Below are 17,095 nucleotides of genomic sequence, written 5' to 3' on the forward strand. Positions count from 1 at the left end.
GCGCCGTTGACGGATGTCGGGCACCGGGCCGCGTGGCGCGGGCACCGCCGGCTGTGAGAGGGACGGGAATGAAACCGACCGAGAGCGCCGCCCCGGGCTCACGGCTGCGCCGACGCCGGATCACCGGCGCCTGGCGGGGCAGCCGGTGGGTGACGCGGTCCGCGGAACGGCCCGGCGCGGAGGGGCGCGCCGGACAGTACACAGCCGCGGACGGGCACGGCCACGCCGGGCTCACCGCCGCCGGACTGCCCGGCGCGGAGCACGAACGGCACCTGTCCTGGCCCGCGCTGCCCGCGGCGGTCGTCGCGGCGGCCGGCTTCGTCCTCGGCGCCGGCTTCTACCGCGGCTTCACCGACGGCCACGCCCTCTTCCCGTCCGGCACCGTCGGCTGGTCCCTGGCCGTGCTCACCGGCGTCATCGTCGGCCACCTGGTCATGCTGGGCCGCGCCCGCTGGTGGGGCGGCACCGGCTCCGGCGCCGCCCTCACCCTCGCCGTCCTGCTGCTGTACGGCTGGGTGCCCGCCGGCATGGTGAGCCTCACCGTCGTCGTGCTGGTCGGCATAGCCCGGCGCAACCGCTGGCGGCAGGGCGTCCTGCACGGCGGGGTCGACATCCTCGGCATCGGCGCCGGCGCCCTCGTCCTCGGCGCCTTCGGGTCCGTACCGTCCGTCGAGGCCCCCTGGAATCCCGACAGCTGGACGCCTTACACCGGCCCCCAAGTGGTGCTGGTCGCGGCCGCCTACCTCGTAATCACCCGCGTCCTGCTCTGGTATCTGCACGCCCCGCGCGCCGGTCTGCCCACGGTCGCCCGCACCGCCCTGGTCAGGCAGGGCCTGGTCGCGGTCGCGCTGCTCGGCATCGCGCCCCTGGTGTGCGTGGTGGCCGTCGCCAAGCCGATCCTGCTGCCGCTGTTCTCCATCCCGCTCATCGCGCTCGACTCCACCCTGTGGATAGCCCGGGCCCGCGCCGAGGAGCAACTGCGCGACCCGCTGACCGGGCTGCCCAACCGGCAGTGGCTCCTGGAGCGCACCTGGACCGCCCTCGACGACGCCGAGCGCATCGGCGCCCGCGCCGCCCTGATGCTGATCGACCTCGACCGCTTCCGCTCGGTCAACGACACCCTCGGTCATCTCGCCGGTGACCGGCTGCTGCTCCAGATAGCCGACCGGCTGCGTCTCGCCCTCCCGCGCGGGGCGGAGGCCGCGCGGCTCGGTGGCGACGAGTTCGCGGTCTTACTGCCCGTCGCGGACTCCACCACCTCCGCGACCCGCATCGCCCGCAACCTGGTCACGGCCCTCAGCTCCCCCCTCGACCTCGACGGCCTCACGCTCGTGCTGGAGGCCAGCGCGGGCGTCGCCGTCTTCCCCGACCACGCCCTCGACGCCGAGGGTCTGCTGCGCCGGGCGGACGTGGCGATGTACCAGGCGAAGCGCGACCGTACGGGCGTGGAGGTCTACGAGTCCAAGCGGGACTCCAACACCCCCGACCGCCTGGGCCTGCTGGGCGATCTGCGTCGCGCCCTCGACGCCCACGAGGTGCAGCTGCACTACCAGCCGAAGGTCCGCTTCGACGGACAGGTGGCCGGCCTGGAGGCCCTGGTCCGCTGGGTGCACCCCGAACGCGGCAAGGTGCCGCCGGACGAGTTCATAGCCATCGCCGAGTCGTCCGGGCTGATGCCCCACCTGACGGAATACGTGCTGGAGACCGCGCTCGGCCAGGTCGCCGCCTGGCGGGCCCAGGGTCTGTACGTGCCGGTCGCCGTCAACGTCTCCCCCCGCGACGTCCACACGCCCGGCTTCGCGGGCTCCGTCGCCGCCCGCCTCGCCCGCCACGGAGTCCCCGCGGGAGCGCTCCAACTCGAGATAACGGAACACGTCCTCCTGGAGGACCCGCAGCGGGCCGCCGACACCCTCCACGGGCTGACCGGGCACGGCGTGAAGATGTCCCTGGACGACTTCGGTACCGGCTACTCCTCGCTCGTGCACCTCAAACGGCTTCCCGTCAGCGAGCTCAAGATCGACCGCTCCTTCGTGGCCCGGCTCGCCGTCGACACCGAGGACGCCGAGATCGTGCGCTGCACCGTCGACCTCGCCCACTCGCTCGGCCTGCTCGTCGTCGCCGAGGGCGTCGAGGACGACGAGACCTGGGAGCGGCTGCGCGACCTCGGCTGCGACGCCGTACAGGGCTGGCTGGTCGCCGCGGCGATGCCTCCGGACGAGACCACGGCCTGGCTGCGGGCCCGTGGCTCACGCGGCTGGCAGCGCCCCGCGGCCGCCCTCCCGGCAGCGGCGGCGGACGACTAGGGCCACGGCACGGCTCACACCCCCGGGGGCCGCCCGCCGTCGGTGGCCCCCACGCGTCGGCCCGCGCCCTCAGGCCACCCCCGCCGCGAAGTGCCCGATCAGCAGCTCCAGGCGGCTGTCGTGGGCGCCCTCCGGCAGGCGGCCGCTGAGCATCAGGGTGGCCAGGCCGTGGAGGCTCGCCCAGTACGTCTCCGTCAGCAGGCCCGGGTCGTCGCCCTCGGACGCCACCGGTTCCACCGCCTGTGCCAGCTCGTTGAAGGCGTCCCACAGAGCCGCAGGGGCGTCCCGGCCCGCCCGGACGGCGACGCCGGTGCCTACCTCTCGATCAAGGGTCTGAGGGACGGCACCTTCGGCCTGCTGGGCCTGGCCCTGCCGGCCTTCGTCGGTGCCCGCGCCGAGGCCTGGTTCATGCTCGCCGTGGCACTCGTGCCGCTGTCCGACACGCTGATAGTGCTGCGCCATGGGGGAACGAAGGCGGTCGCCTTCGGGATTCACTTCGCCACGGCCGTGGTTGTCCTGATCAGCGCCGGGCTGCTCTTCGCGGTCTGAACGCGTCCGCACATCACCGACAGGGGGTTCGAAGATGTCGCTGTTCGTACCGAAGTTCGACGACTCCGTGGTCGTCCGCGAGGCCGAGGCGGAGGTCGTCGGGGGTGACCCCGTCGCCATCAAGCTGCTCGCCGACAGCAGCGCGTCCGGCGGTGCGCTGTCCACCGTCCGCGTCACCCTCGCCGAAGGCGCCGACGGCGCCCGCCCGCACCTGCACCGCAACTCGGCAGAGATGTTCTACCTGCTCGACGGCGAGGCCGAGATCCTCTCCGGCGACGACGTCCTGACCGCCGAGCGCGGCGACCTTGTGATCGTCCCGCCCGACAAACCGCACGCCTTCGCCGCCGCCCCGGACAGCACCGCCGAACTCCTCATCGTCATCACCCCGGGCGTCGAGCGCTTCGAGTACTTCCGCCACCTCCAGCGCATCCGCCTCGGCGAGGTCACCCCGGAGAGCCTTCTGCAGGTGCAGGAGCTCTACGACAACCACTTCCTGCGCAGCAAGGCCTGGGACGAGCGCCGCTGACGGAGGGCCCGGCGGCAATCCGTTTCACGGGCATGGGTCCCCGCCCCATAGGATTGGGCCCACACCACACATACTCACCCCAGAGGATCGCTGCATGCCTGGCATCACGCGCGAGGAGGTCGCCCACCTCGCCCGGCTGGCGCGTCTGGAGCTGAAGCCCGAAGAGCTCGAGCACTTCGCGGGACAGCTGGACGACATCATCGGCGCGGTCGCACGCGTCAGCGAGGTCGCCGACCAAGACGTACCGCCGACCTCGCACCCGCTTCCGCTGACGAACGTCATGCGCGCGGACGAGGTCCGTCCCTCGCTCACCCCCGAGCAGGCGCTCTCCGGCGCCCCCGCACAGGAGCAGCAGCGTTTCAAGGTGCCGCAGATCCTGGGGGAGGACTAATCGTCATGACGGACATCATCAAGCTCACCGCCGCCGAGACCGCCGCGAAGATCGCCTCCGGCGAGCTCACCGCGGTTCAGGTCGCCGAGGCCCACCTTGCCCGGATCGAGGCCGTCGACGAGAAGGTGCACGCCTTCCTGCACGTCGACCGTGAGGGCGCCCTCGCGCAGGCCCGCGCCGTCGACGCCAAGCGCGAGCGCGGCGAGAAGCTCGGCCCGCTGGCCGGCGTCCCCCTCGCGCTCAAGGACATCTTCACCACCGAGGGCGTGCCCACGACCGTCGGCTCGAAGATCCTCGAGGGCTGGATCCCGCCGTACGACGCGACCCTCACCAAGCGGCTGAAGGCCGCCGACGTCGTCATCCTCGGCAAGACCAACATGGACGAGTTCGCCATGGGGTCGTCGACGGAGAACAGCGCCTACGGCCCGACCGGCAACCCCTGGGACCTCACCAAGATCCCCGGCGGCTCCGGCGGCGGCTCGTCCGCCGCGCTCGCCTCCTTCCAGGCCCCGCTCGCCATCGGCACCGACACCGGCGGCTCCATCCGCCAGCCGGCCGCCGTCACCGGCACGGTCGGCGTCAAGCCGACGTACGGCGCGGTCTCCCGCTACGGCATGGTCGCCTTCTCGTCCTCCCTCGACCAGGGCGGCCCCTGCGCCCGCACGGTCCTGGACGCGGCCCTGCTGCACGAGGTGATCGCCGGGCACGACCCGCTCGACTCCACCTCCATCGACGCCCCGGTCCCGCCGGTCGTCGAGGCCGCCCGCAACGGCAGCGTGGCGGGCATGCGCGTCGGCGTGGTCAAGCAGTTCCGCGGCGAGGGCTACCAGGCCGGCGTCATCCAGCGCTTCGACGAGTCCGTCGCCCTCCTCAAGGAGCTGGGCGCCGAGATCGTCGAGCTGGACTGCCCGTCCTTCGACCTGGCCCTCTCGGCTTACTACCTGATCGCCCCGTCCGAGTGTTCGTCCAACCTCGCCCGCTTCGACGGCCTGCGTTACGGCCTGCGGACCGGAGACGACGGCAACCACTCGGCCGAGGAGGTCACCTCCCACACGCGTGAGGCGGGCTTCGGCCCCGAGGTCAAGCGCCGCATCATCCTCGGCACGTACGCCCTGTCGAGCGGCTACTACGACGCCTACTACGGCAGCGCCCAGAAGGTCCGTACGCTCATCAAGCAGGACTTCGACAAGGCGTTCGAGCAGGTCGACGTGATCGTCTCCCCGACGACCCCGACCACCGCCTTCGCGATCGGCGAGCGTGCCGACGACCCGATGGCGATGTACCTCGCCGACCTGTGCACGATCCCGACCAACCTGGCGGGCAACGCGGCCATGTCCCTGCCCTGCGGCCTCGCCCCGGAGGACAACCTCCCGGTGGGCCTGCAGATCATCGCCCCGGTGATGAAGGACGAGCGCCTCTACAAGGTGGGCGCCGCCGTCGAGGCCGCCTTCGTGGAAAAGTGGGGGCACCCGCTGATCGAGGAGGCTCCGTCGCTGTGAGCGCACTGAACAAGGCCAAGGGCTTCAAGAAGTCCAAGTCCGGTACGTACCTGTCCATGGCCGCCACGGCGTTCGGCGCCCTCGGTGTCGCCAAGCGGCTGAAGAAGGCCCGCGCCGAGAAGGACACGCTCGTCCTGATCGACGCCACCGTGTCCGCCGCCGCGATCGTCACCGGCCTCGCCATCCTCTACCGCGAGCTGAAGCGGCTGGGCGACGACGACGTCCTGCTGGGCTGAGAGGGAAGTTACACCGTGACCACCACGACCGACCTGGTGTCGTACGAGGACGCGCTGGCGTCGTACGACCCCGTCATGGGCCTCGAGGTCCATGTCGAACTCGGCACCAAGACCAAGATGTTCTGCGGGTGTTCCACCGAGCTCGGCGCGGAGCCCAACTCGCAGACCTGCCCCACCTGCCTCGGCATGCCCGGCGCGCTCCCGGTCGTCAACGCGATCGGCATCGAGTCCGCGATCAAGATCGGTCTCGCGCTGAACTGCGAGATCGCCGAGTGGTGCCGCTTCGCCCGGAAGAACTACTTCTATCCGGACATGCCGAAGAACTTCCAGACCTCCCAGTACGACGAGCCGATCGCCTTCAACGGCTACCTCGACGTGCAGCTGGAGGACGGCGAGACCTTCCGCGTGGAGATCGAGCGCGCCCACATGGAGGAGGACACCGGCAAGTCGACGCACGTCGGCGGCGCCACCGGCCGTATCCACGGCGCGTCCCACTCCCTGCTGGACTACAACCGCGCCGGCATCCCGCTCATCGAGATCGTCACCAAGCCGATCGAGGGTGCGGGCGAGCGCGCCCCCGAGGTCGCGCGGGCGTACGTGCGTGAGCTGCGCGAGGTCATCAAGGCGCTCGGCGTCTCCGAGGCCCGTATGGAGATGGGCCAGATGCGCTGCGACGTGAACCTGTCGCTGCGTCCGCACGGCCGCGAGAAGTTCGGCACGCGCTCCGAGACGAAGAACGTGAACTCGCTGCGGTCCGTGGAGCGCGCGGCCCGCTTCGAGATCCAGCGTCACGCGGCGGTGCTGGGCGCGGGCGGCACGATCGTCCAGGAGACCCGGCACTTCCACGAGGACACCGGGTCGACGACCTCGGGCCGTGTGAAGGAGGAGGCCGAGGACTACCGGTACTTCCCGGAGCCCGACCTCGTCCCGGTCGCCCCGTCCCGCGAGTGGGTCGAGGAGATCCGCTCCGCGCTGCCGGAGCTGCCGCTGGCCCGCCGCAACCGGCTGCTCGAAGAGTGGGGCATCAGCGCCACCGACATGCAGTCGATCACCAACGCCGGTGCACTGGACCTGATCGTCGCCACGATCGAGGCCGGTGCCGACGCGGCCTCCGCCCGCAAGTGGTGGATGGGTGAGCTGGCCCGCGCCGCCAACGAGTCGGGCAAGGCGCTGGACGAACTGGCCATCACGCCGGAGCAGGTCGCCCGGGTCACCGAGCTCGTGCGCTCCGGCGACCTGAACGACAAGCTGGCCCGTCAGGTCATCGAGGGAGTCCTCGCGGGCGAGGGCACCCCGGACGAGGTCGTCGACCGGCGTGGTCTGAAGGTCGTCTCCGACGAGGGCGCGCTCACCGCCGCCGTCGAGGAGGCCATCGCCGGCAACCCGGGCGTCGCCGACAAGATCCGCGGCGGCAAGGTGGCCGCGGCCGGTGCCCTGGTCGGCGCGGTCATGAAGGCCACGCGCGGCCAGGCGGACGCGGCCCGCGTCAAGGAGCTGATCCTTCAGAAGCTGGGCGTCAGCGAGGGCTGAGCCTTCGGCAGTGAACCCCAGGGGGATGCATCGGGTCCGATGCATCCCCCTGGGTGTGTCCCTTACAAGCGGCGGCCGACGACCCGGGCGAAGCCCAGGACGTGCTCCACGTCGGCGTGCATCAGCTCGACCGACCAGCGGGCCATCTCCGCCATGAACTCGCTCGGGCTCTCCTCGGCGCACACCTCGCTCCACAGCAGCCAGTCGCGCCAGCCGTCGTCCAGCCAGTCGGCCGCCTCGACCTCCACGGCCCGGCTGCGGGCCCACAGCCGCCGCCACCAGGCGGGGGAGTGGAAGGCCCAGAAGCCGGGATCCTTCTGCCAGTACTCCTTCAGGTGCGCCGGCGGCTCGTCGCCCTCGGGCTCCTCCCGCAGCGCCGGCATCACGACCCCGATCCGCCCGCCCGGCTTCAGCAGCCGGGTCAGCGTGGGCAGGTACAGATCGTTGGTGCCGAAGTACTGGTACGCGTCGATGCTCACGATCGCGTCGAAAGTGCCCTCGCCGAACGGCAGGTCGTGCGCCTCGGCGAACACGGGCAGCACCCGGTCCGCGACGCCCGCCTCGGCGATACGGGCCGCGTTCTCGTCGGGCTTGACCCACAGGTCGGCCGCGGTGACCTGGACGTCGTACTCCCTGGCGAGGAAGACGGACGTCATGGCGCGGCCGCAGCCCAGGTCCAGGACGCGTGCGCCGGGGCGCAGCTCCTCCAGGCCGAGGGCGGGGGCCAGCCACTCCAGCAGCCACAGCGCGTTCGGCCCCATCTGGTTCTCGATGGTCCAGCGGGCGTCGTAGCGGCTGCTGCGCGGGAAGCGGGGGTGGGTCAGACGGCTAGCGAGGTCGTCGTTCGAGGTCGTCGATGTGATGTCGGTCGTGATGTCGGACATCGGTGAACGGGCTCCTTGAGTCCTTCGTAGGGGAAAGAGATGCGTAGGAGCTCGGTCGGACCTTCAAACAATGCACCTGCTTCGGTCGGCGGCGATGAGCCGGAGACGACGGACGGCGGGACGGTAGCAGTGCGCCGCGCCGCCGCGCACCCGGTTTCTCAGCCGGAGGCACTACGCTCGCCCGCCATGAGTGGAAGCGGTGATTCCGAAATACCCGAGGTGCCAGCCCTGGAGGATCCCGACCTCACGGACGACCCGGACGAGGACGCGCGGCGGGCCCGCTGGACGGCGGCCGGGACCGGGGCGCTGCTGGCCCTCGCCGGGCTGGCCGCGTCGGTGCTCCGTCTCACCGGGTCCGCCCCGGCGCTCGTCCCCGTCGCCTACGCCGTCGGCGCCGCCGTGTGCGCGCTCGCGTCCGTCCTCGGCTCCCGGGGGCGCACCCGGCGGGCCCTGTGGCTGCTGATCCTCGGAGTGATGGTGATGGCCATGGGGGACCAGTTCGACTGACGCGGCAGGGGCGACAGAGTGAACGTTACTGTCCTGTGATCTGCCTCCCACTCTTGTGAATAAGCACACGAACAAGGCAAACGATCATTTCCGCCTGCAAGAGTGGCTTCGCATTGCTCATGCGTTCTTTGCGGGCTGTTCAGTTCATGGACGATGATTCCCGGCCAAAGATCCACAATTTGACTCCGGGAGCACGATTCCGTGGCAGCCCTCGCGCGCTGGTGTGTCGAACGTCGCCTCGTCGCCGTTCTGCTGTGGCTCCTCGCCTTCGGCGGGGTGACCGCGGCCGCCGTCGCCACGGGCGCCGCGTACTCCAACGACTACGAGGTCCCCGGCACCGAGTCGGGCCGCGCCACCCAGCTCCTCGAGGACGGCTTCCGGGGACTCGGCGGCGACAGTGACACCGTCGTCTGGCACACCACGTCCGGCACCGTCCGCGCCGCCGACGTCGAGCAGACGATGACCAACACCCTGGAGAAGATCGCCGGCCTGCCCGGAGTGGCCGCGGTGACCAGCCCGTACGACGACCAGGGCGCCCGGCAGATCAGCGAGGACGGACGGACCGCGTACGCCACCGTCACCTTCGACGACCGGGCCGAGGACATCGACCGGTCCGAGGCGCAGGCCGTGGTCACGACCGCCGAGGCCGCCGAGACGGACGGGCTCCAGGTGGAGCTGGGCGGCACCGCGATCGGCCTCACCGAGTCGTCCGGCGGGCACCTCGCCGAGGTCGTCGGCGTCGTCGTCGCCGCGGTCGTGCTGTTCCTCGCCTTCGGCTCGCCCGCCGCATCGCTGCTGCCCATCGCGACCGCGCTGGTGAGCGTCGGCACCGCGTACGCCGGGATCGAGCTGCTCGGGCACGCCATGACCGTCGCCGACTTCGCGCCCATGCTCGGCATGCTCATCGGGCTCGGCGTGGGCATCGACTACGCGCTGTTCATCGTCACCCGGCACAGACGCGGACTGAAGCGGGGACTGCCGGTCGCCGAGGCGGTCACCAACGCCGTCGCCACCACCGGACGCGCGGTCGTCTTCGCGGGTGCGACGGTGTGCATAGCTCTCCTGGGCATGCTGATCCTGCGGCTGAACTTCCTCAACGGCGTCGCGATAGCCGCGTCCCTGACCGTGGTGCTGACCGTCGCGGCCTCCGTGACCCTGCTGCCCGCGCTGCTGTCCTTCATCGGCATGCGCGCCCTCAGCCGCCGCGAACGGCGCCGCCTGGAGGAACACGGGCCCGAGCCGGAGCTGCCGACCGGGTTCGCCGCCCGCTGGTCGGCGTTCGTGGAGCGCCACCCCAAGGTGCTCGGAGCGGTCGCCGTCGTTGTCATCGCCGTTCTCGCCCTCCCCACGTTCTCCCTGCGCCTGGGCACCTCCGACCAGGGCAACAACCCGCAGACCTCGACCACGCGCCAGGCCTACGACCTCCTCGCCGACGGCTTCGGATCCGGCGTCAACGGCCCCCTCACCCTCGTCACCCATGTCGACGGCGCCGAGGACAAGCTCACCCTCGACAACCTCGACGCCACCATCCGCACCACCGAGGGCGTCGCCTCGTCGACACCGGTGACGTACAACACCGGCGGCGACACCGCGTACTTCACGATCGTCCCGGAGTCCGCGCCACAGTCCCAGAAGACCAGCGACCTCGTGGACCGCCTGCGCACCGAGGTGCTGCCGCGCGCCGAGACGGGCACCTCGCTCGACGTGCACGTCGGCGGGGTGACGGCCTCCTACGACGACTTCGCCGAGGTCATCGTCGGCAAGCTGCCGCTGTTCGTCGGGGTCGTCGTCGGACTCGGCTGTGTGCTGCTCCTGTTGGCCTTCCGCTCCCTCGGCATCCCGCTGAAGGCCGCCGTGATGAACATCGCCGCCGTGGCCGCCGCCTTCGGCATCGTCGTCGCGGTCTTCCAGTGGGGCTGGGGCAGCGAACTCCTCGGCCTCGGCCGCGCGGGCCCCATCGAACCCTTCCTCCCCGTGATCATGGTGTCGGTCCTGTTCGGCCTCTCCATGGACTACCAGGTCTTCCTCGTCAGCCGGATGTACGAGGAGTGGCTGGAGACCGGCGACAACCGGCGCGCGGTGCGGATCGGGCTCGCCGAGACCAGCCGGGTGATCAACTCCGCGGCCGTCATCATGATCTCGGTGTTCCTCGCCTTCGTCCTCAGCGGCGACCGCGTGATCGCCATGTTCGGCATCGCGCTCGCCTCCGCCGTCGCCCTGGACGCCTTCGTCCTGCGCACCCTCCTCGTCCCCGCCCTCATGCACATGCTCGGCGGCGCCAACTGGTGGCTGCCCCGGTGGCTCGACCGCCGTATGCCGCGGATCAGCATCGAACCGCCCGAGAGCCGTGCCGCCCATGAGCGGCTCACGGACGTCGTGGAGGTCATGGAGAAGGAGCGGCAACCGGATGCACGCGACATCCCCGGGTGACGGAGCCGAGCTGCGCCCCCTGGAGCCCGCAGGGACCGAACGGGGGCTCGGGGGCTCGTCACGCGCGGCGCGCGCGTGCTCGTCGACCGGGCGTTTGACGAACGCGGCATGCACCGTGTGGAGTGGCATGCGTCGTCCGCGAACACGGCCAGCATCAGCGTGGCGCGGCGGCTGGGCATGAACCGCGACGGGGTGCTCCGCGAGGACTACCCGTACCGAGGCGTACGGCAGAACACCGAGATCTGGTCGGTGCTCGCCCCCGAGTGGCGCGAGGCACGCACGCGTGCCGCACACAACGATCATTAAGAGACCTCTCAGAGAGCGTCCGTACGGTGCGAGGTATGGGAACCAAGACAGTTGACGAGGCCGCCGCGGCTGACGTGAAGCACGACGACGAAACGGTGGACGCCACCGAAGCGACTGGAGTGAGCGGAGTGACCGACACACCGGACGTGGTGGCGGAGACCGAGGTGGACGAGATCGAGGCGGCGAAGGAAGAGGGCGCCGCCGGGGTCGGCCAGGGCGCCGGTGCCGTCGTCTCCGCCGGGCTCGGCATCGTGTCGCTGACCGGCAGCTGGGTCGGCACGGTGGCCTCCGCGCGGGAGTCCCTCATCGGCCAGCTCCAGAACACGCAGTCCTCCAGCGTGGCCAAGATGATCAAGGAGGGCTACGGCGACGCCTGGCAGGCCACCGCGCTGTGGGGCGGCGTGTTCGCCCTGGTCGCGCTGGTAGTCGGCGTCGTCGTCCTCGCCCGGCCCGCGTTCGGCGCCCCGGGCCGGCCGCAGGCCCCGTGGATCAAGTCGGTCGCCTGGGCCGGCGTCTCGCTCGGCGTCCTCGGCCTGTTCCTGGCCGTCCTCAAGTACACGGACGTCCTGCTCGGCCTGCCGTCGGCCGGCTGAGCACAGCCCGCGTCCATCGCGGGCCCCGAGGGGTCTTAGGGGTCCTTGCACAATGAGCGCCCGATCAGGTCGCGTGGTCTGGTGCCGTGCATCGCAAGGCGCCGGAGAGCCCTTGTAGCGGAGCTACTAGGGCTTTTCGGCAACGCGGCGAGGTGCGGTGCCAGGCCGCGCGACCCGGGCGGGCATAGTGCAAGGACCCCTTAGGGCCGCCGTAAGGCACTTACGGCGGCCCTAAGACCCCTCAGGCACGTCTAAGGCCCCGCCCCGGGGCCGAAGATGCGGAACTCTCCCGATGTGGCGGACCCCCCTGGGAGACGAAGGTTGAGGCATCGCAACGAGCGACGCACCACCCCGAACTCTCTCAAGGGAAACACCATGTACGAGTACGACCTCCAGCAGTTCAGGTCCGCCGAGCTCATCCGCCGGGCCGAGCACGAACGGCAGGTCCGCGAGGCCGTCCGCAGTCGCCGCGCCGCCCGCCGGGAAGCCGCCGAACACGCCGCCGAGCACGACTCCCATACCGGCCGCCCGCGGCGGCCCTGGTTCGCCCGCGTCGCATGAACCCGGTGACGGCCGACCCCGACCCCTCAGTCGCCGTCGCCCTCGCCCTCGCGAAAACCGATCCCGTGCCGTCACCGCCGCGTGCGATGCTCGGGCCCGTGGAGACCAGGTGCGTCAGTCCCGTGTTCGTCGGCCGTGCCGACGAGTTGAGCGCGCTGCACGAGGCGCTCGACCGCGCCGCCGAGGGCGAGCCGCAGGCCTGGGTGATCGGTGGGGAGGCGGGGGTCGGCAAGACCCGGCTGATCGAGGAGTTCGCGGCGGCGGCCTCCCGCGGGGGCGCCGTCGTCGCGGTCGGCGGCTGTGTCGAGATCGGCGCCGACGGGCTGCCCTTCGCCCCGTTCTCCACCGTCCTGCGCGCCCTGCGCCGGGCACTGCCGGACGACCTGGCCGCCGCCGCTGCGGGCCAGGAGGAGGAACTCGCCCGGCTGCTGCCCGAACTCGGCGAAGCCCCCTCGGGCCGGCACGACGAGGAGGGCATGGCCCGCCTCTTCGAACTCACCGCCCGCCTGCTGGAACGCGTCGCCGCCGACCGCACGGTCGTCGTCGCCCTGGAGGACCTGCACTGGGCCGACGCCTCCACCCGCCACCTCCTCGCCTACCTGCTGCGCACGCTGCGCACCGGCCGCCTCGTCGTCCTCGCCACCTACCGCGCCGACGACATCCACCGCCGCCACCCGCTGCGCCCCCTGCTCGCCGAACTCGACCGGCTGCGCTCCGTCCGCCGCCTCGAACTCGCCCGCCTCACCCGCGAGGAGGTCGGCCGTCAGATCGCCGGCATCCTCGGCGCCGAGCCCGACCCCGACCAGGTCGACGCGATCTTCGCCCGCTCCGACGGCAACGCCTTCTTCGTCGAGGAACTCGCCGTGGCCGCCGCCGACGGCTGCCGCACCGGCCTCACCGCGACCCTGCGCGACCTGCTCCTCGTCCGCGTCGAGCGCCTGCCCGAGGCCGCCCAGCGCATCGCCCGCATCGTCGCCGAGGGCGGCTCCACCGTCGAGTACCGGCTGCTCGCCGCCGTCGCCCGGCTCGCCGAGGACGACCTCATCGACGCGCTGCGCGCCGCCGTGAACGCCAACATCCTGCTCGCCGCACCCACCGGCGACGGCTACCGCTTCCGCCACTCCCTGGTCCGCGAAGCCGTCAGCGACGACCTGCTGCCCGGCGAACGCTCCCGCTGCAACCGCCGCTACGCCGAGGCCCTGGAGGCCGACCCGACGCTCGTCCCCGCCGACGAACGCGTCACGCGCCTGGCCAGCTACTGGTACCACGCCCACGACCCGGCCAAGGCCCTCCCCGCCGTCCTCGACGCCGCCGTCACCGCCCGCCGCCGCCACGCATACGCCGAACAACTCCGGCTCCTGGAACGCGCGATGGAGCTGTGGGACACCGCCCCCGAGTCCGTACGGGCCACCCTGCGCCCCGTCGACCACGCCGAGCTCTACCCTCCCTGCGGCTGCGCCCCGACCACCACCCCGCTGCGCTACCTGGACCTGATGGCCGAGGCCGCCGTCGCGGGACGCCTCTGCGGCGAACGCGAACGCGCCCTGAAGATCACCAAGCGGGCGCTGCACCTGCTGGAGGACGCACACGAGCCCCTGCGTACGGCCTGGTTCCTGGTGCAGCGCTCCCGGCTGGTCCACGCCCTGTCCCGGGGCGACGGCCGGGCGGAACTGGCCGCCGCGGAGGACCTGGTGCGCGGTCTGCCGCCCAGCCACGTGCACGCCGACGTGCTCGTGCACGTCGCCAACTGGTCCATGGTGCACGCCCCCGGGCCCGACGCGTACTCGGCCGCCGAGCGGGCGGTGGAGTACGCCCGCATGGTCGGTGCCCGTGAGACCGAACTCGACGCCCGCCAGGTCCTCGGAGTCCTCATGGTCGACGCCGGCCACATCGAGGACGGCCTCGGGGAGCTGCAGGAGATCAAGGAGCGGGCGCTCGCGGAGAACATCCCCCACGTCGCGCTGAACGCCTACGTGAACCTGCCGGCTGAACTCGAAGCGGTGGGCCGCTCGCGGGAGGCCGTCCCGATCCTGGAGGAGGGCGTCGCCCACGCCAAGCGGCACGGACTGCCCGACACCGAGGCGTGGATGTGGGGCAACCTCGCGGAATCCCTCTTCTCCCTCGGCCGATGGGACGAGGCGGACCGCGCCGGAGCCACCGCCCGGCAGCTCGGCCGGAGCGCCAAGACCCGCGGCTTCCACGCCACCCTGCGCGCCGAACTCGCCCTCGCCCGGGGCGATCTGGCCGAGGCCGCCGACCAAGTGACCGCCGCGCACGCCCACTTCGGTGACCACGAGGACGCCCCCCAGCACCAACTGCCCCTCGTCCGCCTCGCCATCGGCATCGCCGCGGCCGAGGGCCGCCTCCCCGACGCCCGGACGCACCTCGAACGCGCCCTGGGCCCGGGCCTGCCACCGGGCACGCACCGCTACGGCTGGCCCCTGCTGCTGGCCGCCGCCACCGCCGAGGCCGAGGCCCGCACACCCGCAGCACAACAGGGGCGCACCGAGGCCTTGGAACGCGTCTTCGAGACGGTCAAAAGACTCACCACGAACGCCCCGGTCTGGCACGCCCACGAGAAGTGGGTCCGCGCCGAACTCCTGCGCGCGGAGGGCCGGGACACCGCCGACACCTGGACCGACGTGGTCAGCGCCTTCGAGTCGCTGGAGCGCCCCTACGACCTCGCCCGCGTCCGCCGCCGCCTGGCCGAGGTCCTCCTCACAGCCGGCGGCGACGACGAACGCGCCCGCGCCACGGAGCTGCTGCGGCTCGCCCGCGCCGTCGCCGACCACCTCCGCGCCCGCCCGCTGGCCGACGCCGTCACGCTCCTCGCCCAGCGCGCCCGCCTGTCCCTGACCCACGCCCTCGAACCGCCGTCCGACCCCGTCGAGGCCCTCGGCCTCACCGGCCGGGAACGCGACGTGCTGCGCCTGGTCGCCGTGGGCCGCACCAACCGTCAGATAGCCGAGGAACTCTTCATCTCCCCGAAGACGGCAAGCGTCCACGTCTCCAACATCCTGGCCAAGCTCAACGTCGCGGGCCGAGGAGAGGCGGCGGCGGTGGCACACCGACGTGGCCTGTTTCCGCCCGACGCTCGCACGGCTTTCCCGACGGGGTGAGGCGTACGCTGAGGGAGACCGGCAGGGAGGCGCTGTTGTTCAACATGTTCGAGGAACTGTTCGCACCCGGCCGCAAGCACACCCGCGACGAGCAGAAGCGGCTGGAGCTGACCCGGGAGGACGTCGGGGACAACGATCCCGGGCGCGGGCCGATAGACCTCGCGTCGGGAAAGGTCGTCGTACGCCGGCCCGAACCGTCGGCCGAGAGGGACGACGGCGCGGGGCAGGACTGAGGGGGCGGCTCAGCTCACCTGCAGCTCAAGGATCCTGTCGTCACCGCCCTGCGGCGAGCCGCGGCCGTCCGTCTCGCTCGTGACCAGCCACAGCTTGCCGCCGCCCGCCGACACCACCGTGCGCAGGCGGCCGTAGTCGCCGTCGAGGAACGCCTGGGGGGCCGCCGAGGCCTCCGTGCCCTTGAGGGGGACGCGCCACAGGCGTTGGCCGCGCAGGCCCGCCATCCACACGGAGCCCTCGGCGTAGGCGATGCCGCTGGGGGAGGCCTGTTCGGTGCGCCACTGGGCTATCGGGTTCACATACCCGGAGTCGTCCGACTCGCCCTCCGCCTGCGGCCAGCCGTAGTTGGCGCCCGGCTTGATCGCGTTCAGCTCGTCCCAGGTGTTCTGGCCGAACTCCGAGGCGAACAGGCGCTGCCGGGAGTCCCAGGCCAGCCCCTGCACGTTGCGGTGGCCGTAGGAATACACCGGGGAGTCGGGGAACGGGTTCCCGGGGGCCGGCTCGCCCTCCGGGGTCAGGCGCAGGATCTTGCCGCCCAGCGACTTCCGGTCCTGCGACAGCCCGCGGTCACCGCTCTCGCCCGTGCCCGCGTACAGCATCCGGTCCGGGCCGAAGGCGATCCGGCCGCCGTTGTGGATCACGCCCTTGGGGATGCCCTTGAAGATCGTGTCGGGGGCGCCCAGCTGCTCACCGGCGGGCTTCTTGTCGTCGTACAGCATGCGGACGATGCGGTTGTCCGAGGCCGAGGTGAAGTACGCGTAGACCATGTGGTCCGAGGCGTAGTCGGGGGAGAGCGCGATGCCCAGCAGGCCGCCCTCGCCCGCCGCCGACACCCCGGGCACCTCGCCGAGCTCCGTCTTCTTCCCGGTCTTCTCGTCGACCCGGACGATCGTGCCCTCGTCGCGGGAGGAGACGAGCAGGCCGCCGTCGGGGAGCGGGGCGAGACCCCAGGGCGAGTCGAGGTCCTCGGCGACCGTGCGGACCACCTTCACCGTGCCCTTCGCGGGCGGGGTCTCCTCGGCGGACGCGGAGGGCGACGACGACTGCGTCCCCGTACGACTCGGCGCCGGGCTCCCGGCGCCGCCCGACGACCCTCCTTCGTCGGCGGAGCAACCGGCCGTCACCAGGAGCGCGGCGGCAGCCAACACGGCCGCACCAGCTCGACGTTGCACCATTCATCGTCCCTTCGCCACGACCGCTCTCCCAGTCATACGCACCTCACACGCCCCGGGTTCCCGATCACACCGCCCCCCAAGCAGAATCGGCCCCGCGGCCCGGCGCCCCGAGGCAGGGCCGGCTGTGCCGTTCGGCGCCGGGGAGCGGAGCCTGCCGTGCCGTTCGGCGCCCAGGAGCAGAGCCGGTCCGGTCGTCCAGCGCCCTGGAGCAGAGCCGCCCCTCGTCTCACGCCCCCGAGCAGGACCCGCCCC

The 17,095-nt window shown here is 72.0% G+C and carries 14 protein-coding genes and 2 pseudogenes; 14 read left to right on the forward strand and 2 right to left on the reverse strand.

Features of this window, described 5'->3' with window-relative positions:
• Positions 1-68 precede the first annotated feature (68 nt).
• The 7 genes and pseudogenes from ACFYWX_RS10035 to gatB all read left to right on the forward strand — a co-directional run bounded on the left by ACFYWX_RS10035 (position 69) and on the right by gatB (position 7,034).
• Positions 69-2,303: a putative bifunctional diguanylate cyclase/phosphodiesterase gene (locus tag ACFYWX_RS10035; RefSeq protein ID WP_389423501.1), complete on the forward strand. Its 2,235-nt coding sequence runs from the start codon at positions 69-71 to the stop codon at positions 2,301-2,303.
• A 279-nt stretch (positions 2,304-2,582) separates the two neighbouring features.
• Positions 2,583-2,852 (forward strand): annotated as a pseudogene (locus tag ACFYWX_RS10040) (DUF4267 domain-containing protein); the annotation flags it as partial.
• A 34-nt stretch (positions 2,853-2,886) separates the two neighbouring features.
• Positions 2,887-3,378 carry a cupin domain-containing protein gene (locus ACFYWX_RS10045; RefSeq protein ID WP_389423502.1) on the forward strand — a complete coding sequence of 164 codons (492 nt, stop codon included), beginning with the start codon at positions 2,887-2,889 and terminating at the stop codon, positions 3,376-3,378.
• A gap of 94 nt (positions 3,379-3,472) precedes the next feature.
• A complete protein-coding gene (gatC, locus tag ACFYWX_RS10050) occupies positions 3,473-3,769 on the forward strand; it encodes an Asp-tRNA(Asn)/Glu-tRNA(Gln) amidotransferase subunit GatC (protein ID WP_007384860.1) in 297 nt (98 codons plus the stop codon).
• Between the two features lie 5 nt (positions 3,770-3,774).
• Positions 3,775-5,268 (forward strand): Asp-tRNA(Asn)/Glu-tRNA(Gln) amidotransferase subunit GatA, encoded by a 1,494-nt coding sequence (gene gatA / locus ACFYWX_RS10055; RefSeq protein WP_389423503.1) that lies wholly within the window; start codon positions 3,775-3,777, stop codon positions 5,266-5,268.
• Positions 5,265-5,504, forward strand: a complete 240-nt coding sequence (locus ACFYWX_RS10060; protein WP_389423504.1) for a hypothetical protein — start codon at positions 5,265-5,267, stop codon at positions 5,502-5,504. The genes gatA and ACFYWX_RS10060 overlap by 4 nt, the downstream gene beginning before the upstream one ends.
• A gap of 15 nt (positions 5,505-5,519) precedes the next feature.
• A complete protein-coding gene (gene gatB, locus ACFYWX_RS10065) occupies positions 5,520-7,034 on the forward strand; it encodes an Asp-tRNA(Asn)/Glu-tRNA(Gln) amidotransferase subunit GatB (protein ID WP_389423505.1) in 1,515 nt (504 codons plus the stop codon).
• A gap of 62 nt (positions 7,035-7,096) precedes the next feature.
• Here gatB and ACFYWX_RS10070 read toward each other — a convergent pair whose 3' ends face one another.
• Positions 7,097-7,918 carry an SAM-dependent methyltransferase gene (locus ACFYWX_RS10070; RefSeq protein WP_389423506.1) on the reverse strand — a complete coding sequence of 274 codons (822 nt, stop codon included), beginning with the start codon at positions 7,916-7,918 and terminating at the stop codon, positions 7,097-7,099.
• A gap of 186 nt (positions 7,919-8,104) precedes the next feature.
• Here ACFYWX_RS10070 and ACFYWX_RS10075 point away from each other — a divergent pair, with 186 nt between their 5' ends.
• From ACFYWX_RS10075 to ACFYWX_RS10105, 7 genes and pseudogenes are all read left to right on the forward strand, one after another.
• The gene (locus tag ACFYWX_RS10075; RefSeq protein WP_389423507.1) at positions 8,105-8,425 is read left to right on the forward strand and encodes a hypothetical protein; all 321 of its coding nucleotides are present in this window, start codon (positions 8,105-8,107) and stop codon (positions 8,423-8,425) included.
• 201 nt (positions 8,426-8,626) lie between these two features.
• Positions 8,627-10,855, forward strand: a complete 2,229-nt coding sequence (locus tag ACFYWX_RS10080) for an MMPL family transporter (protein ID WP_389423508.1) — start codon at positions 8,627-8,629, stop codon at positions 10,853-10,855.
• 19 nt (positions 10,856-10,874) lie between these two features.
• Positions 10,875-11,161, forward strand: a pseudogene (locus tag ACFYWX_RS10085) (GNAT family N-acetyltransferase); the annotation flags it as partial.
• A 35-nt stretch (positions 11,162-11,196) separates the two neighbouring features.
• Positions 11,197-11,754, forward strand: a complete 558-nt coding sequence (locus tag ACFYWX_RS10090) for a hypothetical protein (protein ID WP_389423509.1) — start codon at positions 11,197-11,199, stop codon at positions 11,752-11,754.
• A gap of 375 nt (positions 11,755-12,129) precedes the next feature.
• Positions 12,130-12,315, forward strand: coding sequence for a hypothetical protein (locus tag ACFYWX_RS10095; protein ID WP_389423510.1), 186 nt, complete (start codon positions 12,130-12,132; stop codon positions 12,313-12,315).
• Between the two features lie 86 nt (positions 12,316-12,401).
• Positions 12,402-15,434 (forward strand): AAA family ATPase, encoded by a 3,033-nt coding sequence (locus tag ACFYWX_RS10100; RefSeq protein WP_389423744.1) that lies wholly within the window; start codon positions 12,402-12,404, stop codon positions 15,432-15,434.
• A gap of 35 nt (positions 15,435-15,469) precedes the next feature.
• Positions 15,470-15,667 carry a DUF6191 domain-containing protein gene (locus ACFYWX_RS10105; protein ID WP_389423745.1) on the forward strand — a complete coding sequence of 66 codons (198 nt, stop codon included), beginning with the start codon at positions 15,470-15,472 and terminating at the stop codon, positions 15,665-15,667.
• 9 nt (positions 15,668-15,676) lie between these two features.
• Here the strand turns inward: ACFYWX_RS10105 and ACFYWX_RS10110 are convergent, their stop codons facing one another.
• A complete protein-coding gene (locus ACFYWX_RS10110) occupies positions 15,677-16,843 on the reverse strand; it encodes a PQQ-dependent sugar dehydrogenase (RefSeq protein WP_389423511.1) in 1,167 nt (388 codons plus the stop codon).
• Positions 16,844-17,095: the final 252 nt, after the last annotated feature.

The sequence above is a fragment of the Streptomyces sp. NPDC002888 genome, assembly GCF_042888465.1.
Taxonomy (GTDB): Bacteria; Actinomycetota; Actinomycetes; order Streptomycetales; family Streptomycetaceae; genus Streptomyces.

What these genes read in the sequence shown, in the direction of transcription:
- ACFYWX_RS10110 (WP_389423511.1), bottom strand. Translation starts at nt 16,843, where the DNA reads ATGGTGCAACGTCGAGCTGGTGCGGCCGTGTTGGCTGCCGCCGCGCTC.
- ACFYWX_RS10070 (WP_389423506.1), bottom strand. Translation starts at nt 7,918, where the DNA reads ATGTCCGACATCACGACCGACATCACATCGACGACCTCGAACGACGAC.
- ACFYWX_RS10100 (WP_389423744.1), top strand. Translation starts at nt 12,402, where the DNA reads ATGCTCGGGCCCGTGGAGACCAGGTGCGTCAGTCCCGTGTTCGTCGGC.
- ACFYWX_RS10045 (WP_389423502.1), top strand. Translation starts at nt 2,887, where the DNA reads ATGTCGCTGTTCGTACCGAAGTTCGACGACTCCGTGGTCGTCCGCGAG.
- gatA (WP_389423503.1), top strand. Translation starts at nt 3,775, where the DNA reads ATGACGGACATCATCAAGCTCACCGCCGCCGAGACCGCCGCGAAGATC.
- ACFYWX_RS10035 (WP_389423501.1), top strand. Translation starts at nt 69, where the DNA reads ATGAAACCGACCGAGAGCGCCGCCCCGGGCTCACGGCTGCGCCGACGC.
- gatC (WP_007384860.1), top strand. Translation starts at nt 3,473, where the DNA reads ATGCCTGGCATCACGCGCGAGGAGGTCGCCCACCTCGCCCGGCTGGCG.
- ACFYWX_RS10090 (WP_389423509.1), top strand. Translation starts at nt 11,197, where the DNA reads ATGGGAACCAAGACAGTTGACGAGGCCGCCGCGGCTGACGTGAAGCAC.
- ACFYWX_RS10075 (WP_389423507.1), top strand. Translation starts at nt 8,105, where the DNA reads ATGAGTGGAAGCGGTGATTCCGAAATACCCGAGGTGCCAGCCCTGGAG.
- ACFYWX_RS10095 (WP_389423510.1), top strand. Translation starts at nt 12,130, where the DNA reads ATGTACGAGTACGACCTCCAGCAGTTCAGGTCCGCCGAGCTCATCCGC.